The sequence below is a fragment of the Hymenobacter sp. YC55 genome, assembly GCF_029433095.1.
Taxonomy (GTDB): Bacteria; Bacteroidota; Bacteroidia; order Cytophagales; family Hymenobacteraceae; genus Hymenobacter.
The window spans coordinates 354966-367329 of sequence record NZ_JARNTX010000004.1; the positions used below are offsets into that span (position 1 = coordinate 354966).

Below are 12364 nucleotides of genomic sequence, written 5' to 3' on the forward strand. Positions count from 1 at the left end.
TTTGATTACTCCGGTATGAACAAATTCTTTTCTTTATCTGCTTTAACGGCCGCTTTAACGCTCTCCATGACAGCTTCGGCTCAAGAGCAGGCCACTACAGCAAGTAGCAACGGCTCGTACCGTCCGATTCCAAACTCGGACATCATGTTCCGCAAAACTATCTTGCGTGCGATTGACTTGCGTGAGAAGCAGAACAAGCCTATGTTCTCGGAAGGCAAGGAAATAAGCCGGGTTATCATCGATGCTGTAAAGCGTGGTGAACTGCAGGCCTACAAAAATGATTCTCTGACTTCTACATACACTCCGGCTGAAGTTTCAGCTAACATGTCGTATGCAGAGTCTAGTGCTGGCTTGAGTGATGAAGAAAAGGCTGCCGGTTTCTCAGAAGAGGCTGTTGACGATTGGGGTGCTCCGGTGAAGAAAGGTGCAGCAAAGTCGAAAACGCCAGCTGTAGCACCTAGCTATGAGTATCGGCCTAAGGAACTCTATCAAATGGAATTGAAAGAGGATATGATCTTCGACAAGAAACGGTCGCGGATGTATCACGACATCAAAACCCTTACGCTAGTTGTTCCATCTACGCTGTCCTCTAACACATCGGGTATTGAAAAGCCGATTGGCACTTTCAAATACAGCGATTTGGTGAAGGTGTTCCGCAACAATCCGGATAAAGCTATCTGGTTCAACTCGCAGAACGACGCTCAGCACAAGAACTTGGCCGATGCATTCGAACTGTGGTTGTTCAACTCCTACATCGTGAAAGTTTCGAACCCAAGTGATTCTCGTCTCGACGAAATCTACGGTGGTCAGCAGCAAGGTATTCTTGCTTCGCAGCAGGCTGCAGCTGACCTAATCGAGTATGAGTATAACCTCTGGAGCTTCTAAAAGCATCATTAGGCAGATACGCTTGCTGTAGCTGATAGCTAAATGCAAAAGCCCCGACCATCAAATGGTCGGGGCTTTTCTTTTGCTTGCTATGTTCACTTAGTCAGTTGCCTCTTGCTCCTGCTGAGTGAAGTAGTTGAGCAGTACTCGGGCCTTAGCTTTTCCTACTTCTGCTACAAGCTCAGGTTCACTGAGTTCACGTATCTTCTTTACTGATTTGAACTTGCTTAAGAGCTTGTCAGCTGTGATGGGACCAAGGCCTTTTACATCCGTTAGTTCGGTTTTGAGAGTAGCTGCGTCGCGCTGGCTGCGGTGAAAGGTGATACCAAACCGGTGTACTTCGTCGCGCATACGCTGAAACAAGCGCAACGATTCGCTCTTCTTATCGATGTAAAGGGGAAGCGGGTCGTTAGGAACATAGATTTCCTCTAGTCGTTTGGCGATGCCTATAATTGCTATCTGGCCCCATAGGTTAAGATCCTTCAGGGCTTTAACGGCCATGCTGAGCTGTCCTTTACCACCATCGACAATCACCAACTGCGGCAAGGAGGCGCCTTCGTCCACGAGGCGCCGATAACGGCGCGAAACCACTTCATACATAGAGTCGAAGTCGTTGGGACCGATTACTGTCTTGATGTGGTAGTGGCGGTAATCCTTCTTACTTGGCTTCGCATTACGAAAGCAAACCATAGCTGCCACCGGATTGTCGCCTTGGAAGTTGGAGTTGTCGAAGCATTCAATGTGCTTCGGTAGCTCTGTGAGGCGAAGGTCCTTCTTGATGGTTTCCATGATGCGCACCTCGTTGAGGTCTTTGCTGCGCTCGTTCATACTTTCCTTTTCCTTGCGGAGGTAGAGCACATTTTTAATGCTCAGTTCCAAAAGCTTGCGCTTGTCGCCGATTTGTGGCTGGGTGATGGTGACGCCAGGTAAAGGCAAAGCAGGCAACGGCACATTCGTCAGAATTTCCTTCGACTGGCTTTCAAACTCAGTTCGCATTTGCATTACCATAGCAGCCAAGACTTCCTCGTCAGGCTCGTCTAGCTTCTTGTGAACCTCGATAGATTGCGTCAGAATAATAGAGCCATTCATCACTTTTAAGTAGCTGATGAATGCTAGTTTTTCATTCGATGCAATACCGAATACGTCAATGTTGGAGAGTGACGGATTGACAATCGTGCTCTTGGCTTGGAAGGCGTCGAGCCGGTCTAGCTTTTGCTTGTACTGGTGCGCTAGCTCATATTGCAATTCCTGTGCTGCTTGAGTCATCTTCTCGCGGAAGTATTGCTTTGGGATGCTCAGGTTGCCATTCAGGATCTGTCGGATCTGCTGCACATATTGATTGTATGTCTCCTCATCCTGCAAGCCTTCACAAGGGCCTTTGCAGTTACCTAAGTGGTATTCCAGACACACTTTGAACTTGTGGGCTTCTACATTCTGTGGCGACAGGTTATAGGTGCAAGTACGCAACGGGTACAAGGCACGAATAAGCTCTAATACTACATGAAGAGAAGAGCCGTTTGCATAAGGACCGAAGTAGTGACCTTCTCCCGGACGCTTGTTGCGGGTAGGAATAAGGCGTGGAAAACGCTCGTTGGTGAGCAGTAGATAAGGGTAGGTCTTCCCATCCTTCAACAGGATGTTGTACTTGGGCTGATGCTGCTTAATTAAATTATTCTCCAGCAAAAAAGCATCCGACTCGCTGTCCACAATGGTGAATTCGATGCGCTTGATGTTCTTGACCAGCTGCTGCGTTTTCTTATTGTGATCTTGCTTGGTAAAATAGCTGCTTACTCTTTTGCGCAAATCCACAGCCTTCCCCACGTAGATGATGCCCTCATCATCGAAGTATTTGTACACACCGGGGCGGTGCGGTAGCTGACGGATTTGGTCTTGCAGATGGGCTTGGGCGGCCATAGAGCGTGGAACTTAAGCGGATTGATCTAATGATTTACTCTGACGAGCTTATCGTGTTGTTAAAAGCACTAATCAGAGCAGATACGACGCTGAACAAACGTGCGCCATATTAACAACAAAAAACGTGGCTGGTAAATCCCAACCACGTTCTGCAATATGTGTTCGATTTAAAAGTAAGACAGCTTTACAGCTTAGATTTCCTCGTCGTCAAGGTCGTCGAGGTTGGCTTGATTGAGCTTCTGGTCGTAGGGAATAGTATCTCGCTGTGCGCCATTGTAGTAACGAGAGCAATCAATTTCTACACTCAGCGTATCTGGCTTGGGGAAAGGACCTCTCGAAATGTCGATGTTCTTATCGGCGTACATTTTCTTCATGAAAATGCCGTAGAGCGGTAAGGCTAAGCGGGAACCCTGTCCGTATGCGCCGGTACGGAAGTGAATGCTACGGTCTTCGCCGCCTATCCACATGCCGCACACCAAGTCGGGAGTCAGGCCCATAAACCAACCATCAGAGTAGTTGGAAGTAGTGCCGGTTTTGGCACCCATCTCATACGGAAATTTAAAGCCACCCTTCAGGATGATACTAGTGCCGCCTTGCTCTTCAGTAGCGCCCCGCAGCATATAAGTCATTAGGTAAGCGGTTTCCTCGCTAAGAGCTTCGCGGGTTTGGGGCACGAATTCACGAAGCACATTGCCATTCTTGTCTTCTATGCGCGTTACCATAATGGGCGAGGTCCAGACTCCTTTGTTAACGAACGTGCTATAAGCACCCGTTAGCTCATAAATACTAACATCAGATGAGCCGAAGCCAATAGCTGGTACAGGGTCAATGGGCGACGTAATACCTAAGCGCTTGGCATACGCCACTATATCGTTCGGTCCTATCTTCTGGACCAGCCATGCCGTGATAGAGTTCATGGAGCGAGCCAGGGCTTGGCGCAAAGTGAAAGTGCGGCCGGAATAACTACCCTCGAAGTTGCGGGGCGTGTAAGCTGGGCGGCCTCGTTCGGCGGGGAAAGTGGTGGGCACGTCGGGACGCTGATAGCAGGGCGAGTAGCCTTGGTCGATAGCAGCTACGTACACAAATGGCTTGAACGTAGAGCCTGGCTGCCGTTTGCCTTGCTTAACGTGGTCATATTTGATGTACTTATAGTTGATGCCTCCTACCCAAGCCTTGATATGGCCATTAAGTGGGTTCATGGCCATAAAGCCGGCGTGCAACAGCCGCTTGTAGTAAGCCAGCGAGTCCATGGGGGACATAGTCACTTCCTTCTCGCCACCGTTCCAGGTGAACACTTTCATCTTATACTTCTTGTTCAGATAGTACTTGATGGAATCTTGGTTGCCTTCGTAGCGGTTGCTGAGTGAGCGGTAGCGCTCCGTACGCTTGATGGAGGTGTTAAGAAAACCAGGAATCAAACGGCCGTTCTCGTCGCGCCAGGGCTGCTGACCTTTCCAGTGTTGGTCAAACCACCGTTGCTGGAGCTTCATATGCTCGGCCACAGAGGCTTCGGCATACTTCTGCATGCGCGAATCGATGGTTGTATAGATCTTCAGACCATCGGAATACAAATCGTGGTCGGTTTCCTTGGCCCACTCCCGCAACGATTTGCTGAGTTCGGTGCGGAAATAAGGTGCAATACCTTCGTTCTGGTTTTCAACCTTGTAATCAAGCTTGATGGGCTTGGCTACTGCGGCAGCGTAAACTGACTCGGTGATGTAGCCATTCTTGCGCATCTGGCCGAGCACCCAATCACGCCGGCGCTTGGAGCGCTCAGGGTTACGAACCGGGTTAAACCACGACGGCCCATTTACCAAACCCACTAGTAGGGCGGATTGCTCTAAAGTCAGGTTTTGTGGATGCTTATTAAAGAACGTTTTAGCGGCTACGTTGATGCCAAATGCATTTGAGCCAAACTCTGCCGTGTTGAGATACATGCGCAGAATTTCGCGCTTGGTGTAGTTGCGCTCCAGCCGGACAGCCAAAATCCATTCTTTGGTTTTGGTGATCAGCATGCGCAAACCCGGTACGTCGTTGAGACGGCCATTGTTGAGGTCTTCGCGGGTCCGGAACAGCATCTTGGCTAGCTGCTGGCTTAGCGTCGAGCCGCCACCTGTCTTACCGCCGCTGAAAAAGCCGGTTGCTACGCGCATCATAGCCTTCGGATCAATACCAGAATGACTTTCGAAGCGGGCATCTTCTGTAGCAATCAGAGCATCGATGGTCGTTTGCGGTATTTCTTTGTAGCTCACCGGAGTCCGGTTCTCACGGAAGTACTTCCCCATCAACTCCCCATCAGCCGAGTACACCTCCGAAGCCAACTCACTGCGCGGACTTTCCAAGGCCTTCAGATTAGGCATCTGACCGAACAGATTGAGAAAGTTGACGCTAACAGCCAGTATATACACAAGCGACGCCACCAAACCGCCCGCAAACAACAACCACATGGTGCGGGTGAGAGCGGCGAAACGGCTAGGTCGCTGCGGTTTGCGCGAGACAGGTCGAGTTTTGGAAACGGGCATTCTTATTAACTAAAAACTTGATTGCAGGAGTGAGAGAGGTCAAAACTTGATTTCGTGACTCTACCCAAACAGTTCAGAAATACAAAGCAAAGGAGAATTCTTGGCAGCTAGCCCAAAATTGTAGTTCACTCAGCGGTACGACTGCTGATAGAACCGTTGGTATTCTTCCACGTCGCGTCGCTGAAGGAGTAGCGGCAAATTATCAATACCAACAACGAGCGTTTGGTAACCCACGCCCCGCAAGCGGTTTAGCGGCGACTGAGGGCCCCGCAGCTTTAAGGCATACGCTTGAGCTATTTTCGCGCCAGTTAATCCTTGCACGACTACCATTTCCTGAGAATCACTGAGCGGCTGTTGTTGCACCCGGAGGTTGCTGGCCTTGAAGTAGCGGTTGTTATAAGCGCCTAGTTGGTCAGGCAGGGTTTGAAGTGCCGCCGCGCCCTTCGGGAAAACAAGCAATACTGCATGTACAGCCGCAGGATTAGCTGCGTACGGTGAAGCTGCGGCCGCAGGAGGAGCAGTCGGAGGTGTGGTAGCTGGACTTGGGCTCGGCGTAGTTGCCGGAGCAGAAGCTACGGCAGGGGGCGTAGCAGAGGGAGTTGTTGGGGCAGTAGTAGGCGGAGGCGTAGTTGCAGGAACCGCAGCCGAGGAACTAGTAGGCTCTGCGGGTGAAGAAGCAACAGGAGCAGGAGCCGGCGCAGCTTTAACAGGCTTCTTACCTCTTGCTCTTGCCTGAGCTGCTGCCATGCGAGCCGCTTTCACCGGGTCGATGGCAGGGGCTGCAGGCGTAGAAGCCGGGGCGGGAACTGCAGCTGAGTCAGTAGGAGTAACGGCCTTCTTGGTTTCAGCAGGAGCTTCAGGTTGTGCCTGCGCCGTAGGGGCAGAAGTAGGAGCAGCAGTCGGCGTTGATACGGCGGGTGCTGGCGTTACAGCAGGAGCCACTTTTGCCGGTGTTGCGGGGGTAGTATAGATAATACGTACTCGGTTGTTCACCTCTCCTGGCCGAAACATAGAGACAGTCGGTTTTTGCGTAGACGCTAAGGCCCCGACAATGCCTCCCGTTTCATACTTCTTATAAGAACCAAGCAACACCTTCGCTTGATCACCAAGTGGCGACTGTTCATAGTCCTTCAAAAACTTCTCAAGGGAAGCCTTGGCCACCAAAGGCGACTCTGTACGAACCGCAATCAGCGCATTAAGGAACGCTATGCGGTCATTCAAGTCGGTTTCTGGATACTTCTTCGTCGTGCTAGCCAGCAAAGCCGAAGCTTTCTTGAAGTCCTGCCTTTTATACATCGCAAAAGCAGTGTCCACCTGCACAGCTACTTCTTTGTTGACGAGAGAGGTGCGCCGCAAGTACTCGGGGTCAGCTGCAAGTCGGGCGTAGGTTGAGTTTGGAAACTCTTGCCGAAGACGCTGCGCATAGACCTCCGCTTTGGCTAGTTCGTTTTGCCCCTTATAAATTAGGTATAAGCTGTAGTAGGTTTCTGGCGAGTGTGTAGTCTTCGGAAAGCGAGTCAACAGCTTTTCATAGGTCTGCGCAGCTGGTACAGGTTCACGTAGCTGCTGATTGTAAATGCCGCCTAAGGCATACATTGCCTCTTCCACTTGCTTTTCCGACGCCGCCATTTGCGCGCCAGTAAGCGGAAGTGCCTGCCGGTATTGGGCTACCAACGCCTTGCGTTGCGTTTCAGGGTCATTGTTGACTACGGCTTGACCTGTGCCTGTGGTAGCACCGGCTGTTACACTGGTCTGGTTGGCGCCGGCAATACTGACGGGCACATTACCACCCCCCGGCGTAACCGGCGAAGCACTAGCCGTATTTACAGTGCGCCAATTGTCTTGCAGTGGCCGGTCACCCCACCGGCGTATAAAGTCGGCCCGGGCTGTGCTTACGGCAGTCGGGTTGTCGAAATACCACTTGGTGCCGGTGCTGCCGCTAATAAAATCATCAGGATTAATGTCGGTTTGCAGGTCGCGTGAGGTATTGATGCCCGTGGCAAGAGCTTGGCGGTTGTTATCACGTTCCTGCTTGGCAGCCAGCGCTTCCGCTTCTTTGCGCTTGGCTTCCAATTCGGCATCAGCGTACGCCGTGAGGCGAGTGCGCAGGGCCACTGTATCCAACCGAGCCAGTGCCTGTAGGCTGTCCTGCGTTTCGATGATGGTGACTTGCTGAGCAAAGTCTTTCAGAATGCCAGCTCGCTCGGAAATGGCAGCAAAATCGGGTGCCTCCTTAGGGAGGTTCTGCACCGTACTATCGTAGTAAGCGGCGGCCAAGCGGTATTTCTGCAGGTTCTCGTAGTAGATGCGACCTGCCAGCAAATAGGTGTAAGACTTCTGGCTTCTGTTGGTGCCGTTCGCTCTGGCCGACTTTTGCAAAAGCGTCAAGGCCTCGTTGTAATTCTTCTGCCGATAATTGAGCCGCGCCATCTCGTAATAGATTTTGTCGCGGTACTCCTTGTTCTTGTTGTCCTTCAACAACTTGGCGAAGTACTTGTCGAGACGAGCTTTGTCGTCGTTGTTGAGGTCCGATACTTGCCCGAGCATCAGCTTAGAAAAGAAGTCCAGCTCGTAAGGTGGGTTTCTCTTCAGAATCTTATTCAACTCGGCATACGCCTTCTTATCGTCTCCCTGGTTCTGGTAGAGCTGCGCCAGGATATAGCGCGTGCGCGACTGTTCATTCTTCTGCTTGATCAGCGGCACAGCCTTTTCCAGGTTCTCGATGGCTTTTGCCGGATTATCCGTCTTTAGATAATAGTCGGCCCGGGTAAGAAACAGGGCACGGGCGTTTGTTTCGCGGCCTTCCTCCTTATCTAATACGTCGGACACAGCTTTGGCGCTTTCTAGGTCCTTATCGGCCAAGAAAGTTCGCATCAACCAGATCAGCGCTTCGTGCTTGGCATTGGCGTCTTTACTGGTGCTATTAACGTACTTGAAAGTTTTAGCCGCGTCCGCATACTCCATCTTATAGTAGCGGCTCTTCCCAATAAGCAGGTACGCATCGTCGGTCCAGTCGGAGCCTGCGCGGTGCTGAATGGGCAATGAGGCCTTCTTCACCACATCCTCCAAGTCGGTTGCAACCGCAGCAACTGCAGCCTGGTCAAGAGTCGGGAAGAGGGGGAGTACGCGGTTGTAGTCGTTTTGGCGAGCTTGGTAGAGTTTGGCTTCCACACTCCACATTTTCTCTCGGGCCAAGAAGTAACCATTGTCGCGGGCTACTATGTTATCATACGCATGGCCAACTACTCCCCGGCGCTCAGAGGCGCAGCCCCCCACACCAGCAACAAATAACAACGTAACTAGGGGAGTGGCAAGCAGACGAAAAATCGAGTATCGAGTCAAAGCAGAAGGCAAGTCGGGAATACAGATTACCAATACGCCAACGTGCGGAGCTAGCTAGTTTGTTCAGCTCTCGCCGGTGCGTATAAAGTCACAACGTCACTTAGTCAGTAAAATTACGCTTTTTCCTAGCCCTCGACAGACCTTTACGTATCATATACTTGGTGTTTGTCCAAATTCGTCGCCATTTAACCCCATTCTGCCATGGCTGCCTCTCCCACGCCCAAACCCGACTCTTCCGGCCCGCGCGGTGGCAACTTTGCCAAGTATTCCGGGCTTGGCATTCAAATGCTAGCTATTATCGGGCTCGGCACTTGGCTTGGGGTTTGGCTTGATGGACGCTTCGGTATTGGCCCTTGGGGAACGGTGGTGCTGATGTTGCTCTCCGTTTTTATTGCCATGTACCAAGTCATTCGGTCTGTATCGAGCGATTAGGCAATCAAAAATTAAAAAGAAGAGCGAATCATAAGAAAACAGAGGATACTTCTATTTTTTGCATGGTACCTTTGCCTTCTCTTTTCTATTTCCTTTTCTAACAGACTCTTATAGATTTGGTCCGCTTCCTCAGTTATTTAGTTCTGCTTACGCTTCTGCTTTACGGTACATTGTACCTGCTGCATGCCCGTTTCGGCACTGCTGTTGTGCACCCGTTGGCAGCCTATACATTAGGCTATTTTGCTTTACTAACGGCCATCATCTACTGGGTAACCTCGCGCTTGGTGCGCGCCAACCCCGATAACTTCATGGGAGCCTACTTTGGCTCGATGGTCGTGCGCTTGTTGCTTTCGGTTGGATTGGTGCTTCTCTATCTATATAAAGGAGGAGCGCATGAAGGCAACGGCCGGTGGGCGTTTCTGGGGCTGTTCTTTCTGCTGTACTTTATTTACGCCGGGTTTGAAATATGGGCTATCCTGAGTAACTTGCGCCCGTTTTCAAAACCGAGTGTAATCACAGAATGAAGATTCTGTGAATTTTTTTCTAATCCCCACTGAATGAAGCGTTTACTGATAGCTCTCTTCTGCATCCTTTCGCTTCCCGTGTTCGCGCAAGAGCCTACACCCACCATCGAGGAAGCTACCGACAGTGAAGCCTTCAGCCCCGGTGAGATGATTCTGCACCACATCGGCGACGCCCACGAGTGGCACTTCGCTACCATCGGCGACGAAGCTGAGCACGGTACTCACATCACCATTCCACTGCCAATTATTGCGTACCAGCCCGGCAAAGGATTGAGCGTATTCTCGTCTTCTAACTTAGCAGAAGGTAAGGTATACAATGGCCTCAAACTAGAGCATGAGCACCTCGAAGCCGAGGACGGTGGCAAGGTATACGATTTTTCGATTACCAAAAACGTTGCCTCGCTCTTATTAAGTGCTGCTTTGCTGCTAGGGATATTCTTCACGGTGGCGAGTGGCTACAAGAAAAACCACGGTGGAGCACCTCGAGGTGTGCAGTCTTTCTTCGAAGTTCTCATCGTGTTCATTCGTGATGAAGTAGGCAAGAAAGCTATCGGCCCAAAGTATGAGCGGTACATGCCGTATCTGCTCACTATCTTCTTCTTTATCTGGTTCAACAACCTGCTCGGCTTGATGCCCGGCGCGGCCAACCTCACCGGCAACATTGCCGTGACCATGACGCTGGCTTTAATGACTCTGCTCATCACGCTGGCATCATCCAACAAAAACTACTGGGCGCACATCTTCGCTACGCCTGGCGTTCCGAAGGCACTGCTGCCCATCATGATTCCAGTTGAATTGATCGGTGTACTCGTAAAGCCGTTCTCTCTGATGGTTCGTTTGTTCGCCAACATCACGGCCGGACACATTGTAATCCTGAGCTTCATCAGCTTGATCTTCATTTTCAAGAGCGTTTTAATCAGCCCGGTTTCGTTGGCTTTCGGCTTGTTCATCAACGTGCTCGAACTGCTGGTTGCAATTCTGCAGGCTTACATCTTTACGCTGCTCACAGCCATGTACATCGGTGGCGCTGTGGAAGATCACCACGATGCTGATTTGCAGATAGGTGGTGGTCATCAGGCTGACGAAGCCCATGCCCACGGTCACTAGTTTTTCTTAACTCCCTTTTTCGTTTTTCACTTCCCCAAATTTCTGTTTTTATGCTTCTTTCTCTGTTGTTGCAGGTTGCCAATTCGGTTGGCTTGGCCGTAATGGGTGCTGGTATCGGTGCTGGTCTGGTTGCTCTTGGTGTTGGCTTGGGTATCGGCCGTATCGGTGGTAGCGCCATGGAGGCCATTGGCCGTCAGCCCGAAGCTGCTGGCAGAATCCAAACTGCTATGCTGATCGTAGCGGCTCTGATCGAAGGTCTGGGTCTGTTCGCAGTCGTAGTCTGCCTGCTGATTTCCTTCAATCTCTAAGAGGTAGAAGCAACTCCTTGACAGCCCGCTGCGCGTCGCTTCGGCGCACGACGCGGCGGGCTGACTTGGCTTAATTAGTAATGAGTAGTAAGTAGCCCGTAGGGAGACGAAATAGTCTTGGACTTGCTGCCCACTGGTTGATCTACTCAGTACCAAGTACTTTCTACTTACTACTTCTCTATGCCTCCATTAGTAACCCCCGAATTAGGCCTGATCTTCTGGCAGCTGGTGATTTTCCTCATCGTGCTGTTCCTGCTGGCTAAGTTTGCCTGGAAGCCTATTCTAACTTCTTTGAAGCAACGCGAAGACTCTATCGAAGGAGCTTTGCGCATGGCTGACCAAGCCAAGCTGGAAATGCAAGAGCTTCGTGCTGGCAACGAAAAGTTGCTTGCTGATGCTCGCTTGGAGCGTGACCGCATCATCAAGGAAGCCACAACCTTGGCTAATCAGCTCATCGAGCAAGCCAAGAACAAGGCAAACGAAGAAGGTGGCCGCATGATTGTGCAGGCTCGCGAAGCAATCCAGAACGAGAAAAACGCTGCCCTGGCCGAGGTGAAAAACACCGCTGCTCAGTTGTCTATCGATATAGCCGAGCGCATTCTGCGCCGCGAGCTGACTGATACCGACTCGCAAAAGGAGCTCGTCAACTCGTACCTGAAGGATGTGAAGCTTAACTAAGAAGCTAGGAGCTAGGAGTTAGGAATTGGAAGTCGCTTGCCGACAACTGGCTCCTAGCTCCTAACTCCGGCTCCTAACTCCTACAAGAATGTCTGAAATACGAGTTGCCTCCCGCTACGCCAAGTCCCTGCTTGATCTGGCCGAGGAGCGGGGCACGCTAGAGCAAGTGAAAGCCGATATGGACTTGTTTAGCAAGACGCTGAACGAGAACCGGGAGCTGCGCTTGTTGCTGCGCAACCCCATCGTCAAGCACGACAAGAAACTAACCATTCTGCGCGCTGTATTTGGTGGCAAAGTGTCGGAACTAACAGAAAAGTTCTTCACTATTATCACCGAAAAGAACCGCGAAAGTGCCCTGGAATTTATTGGGTCAGAGTTTCTTACCCAATACAATGCCCTGCGCGGCGTGCAGTTAGCTGAAGTTACAACGGCGACACCATTGAGCCCGTACCTACGTGCGGAGCTAACCCAGATGGTGCGCCAGCAAACTGGCCTTCAGCAAGTTACTCTCACTGAGAAAGTAGATGAATCGCTAATTGGAGGCTTTGTGCTCCGCATTGGCGACCGTCTGATTGACGACTCGGTGAGTTTCCGTTTGCGCAAGCTGCGCAACGAATTCTCGAAGAACCCCTACCAACCTTTAGTATAAGAT

The 12364-nt window shown here is 51.1% G+C and carries 10 protein-coding genes; 7 read left to right on the forward strand and 3 right to left on the reverse strand.

Going from position 1 to position 12364, the window contains the following annotated elements; translation table 11 throughout:
• Positions 1 to 15 precede the first annotated feature (15 nt).
• Positions 16 to 885 (forward strand): gliding motility protein GldN, encoded by an 870-nt coding sequence (gldN, locus tag P1X16_RS24100; RefSeq protein WP_277234597.1) that lies wholly within the window; start codon positions 16 to 18, stop codon positions 883 to 885.
• Between the two features lie 99 nt (positions 886 to 984).
• Here gldN and uvrC read toward each other — a convergent pair whose 3' ends face one another.
• From uvrC to P1X16_RS24115, 3 genes are all read right to left on the reverse strand, one after another.
• Positions 985 to 2799, reverse strand: coding sequence for an excinuclease ABC subunit UvrC (gene uvrC, locus P1X16_RS24105; protein WP_277234599.1), 1815 nt, complete (start codon positions 2797 to 2799; stop codon positions 985 to 987).
• Positions 2800 to 2990: 191 nt separating this feature from the next.
• Positions 2991 to 5321, reverse strand: a complete 2331-nt coding sequence (locus tag P1X16_RS24110) for a transglycosylase domain-containing protein (RefSeq protein WP_346771263.1) — start codon at positions 5319 to 5321, stop codon at positions 2991 to 2993.
• A 129-nt stretch (positions 5322 to 5450) separates the two neighbouring features.
• Positions 5451 to 8663 (reverse strand): tetratricopeptide repeat protein, encoded by a 3213-nt coding sequence (locus tag P1X16_RS24115; protein WP_277234601.1) that lies wholly within the window; start codon positions 8661 to 8663, stop codon positions 5451 to 5453.
• Positions 8664 to 8864: 201 nt separating this feature from the next.
• Between P1X16_RS24115 and P1X16_RS24120 the strand changes: the two genes are divergently transcribed.
• The 6 genes from P1X16_RS24120 to atpH all read left to right on the forward strand — a co-directional run bounded on the left by P1X16_RS24120 (position 8865) and on the right by atpH (position 12361).
• Complete coding sequence (locus P1X16_RS24120) at positions 8865 to 9095, forward strand: AtpZ/AtpI family protein (RefSeq protein ID WP_277234603.1); 231 nt, start codon at positions 8865 to 8867, stop codon at positions 9093 to 9095.
• A gap of 170 nt (positions 9096 to 9265) precedes the next feature.
• Positions 9266 to 9619, forward strand: coding sequence for a hypothetical protein (locus P1X16_RS24125; protein ID WP_277234605.1), 354 nt, complete (start codon positions 9266 to 9268; stop codon positions 9617 to 9619).
• A gap of 33 nt (positions 9620 to 9652) precedes the next feature.
• The gene (gene atpB, locus P1X16_RS24130) at positions 9653 to 10726 is read left to right on the forward strand and encodes a F0F1 ATP synthase subunit A (protein WP_277234607.1); all 1074 of its coding nucleotides are present in this window, start codon (positions 9653 to 9655) and stop codon (positions 10724 to 10726) included.
• A gap of 50 nt (positions 10727 to 10776) precedes the next feature.
• The gene (gene atpE / locus P1X16_RS24135; protein WP_139514977.1) at positions 10777 to 11034 is read left to right on the forward strand and encodes an ATP synthase F0 subunit C; all 258 of its coding nucleotides are present in this window, start codon (positions 10777 to 10779) and stop codon (positions 11032 to 11034) included.
• Between the two features lie 180 nt (positions 11035 to 11214).
• Positions 11215 to 11712, forward strand: coding sequence for a F0F1 ATP synthase subunit B (locus tag P1X16_RS24140; protein WP_277234610.1), 498 nt, complete (start codon positions 11215 to 11217; stop codon positions 11710 to 11712).
• Between the two features lie 88 nt (positions 11713 to 11800).
• Entirely contained in the window at positions 11801 to 12361 is a 561-nt protein-coding gene (gene atpH / locus P1X16_RS24145; RefSeq protein ID WP_277234611.1) for an ATP synthase F1 subunit delta, read from the forward strand.
• The last annotated feature ends 3 nt before the right edge of the window (positions 12362 to 12364 follow it).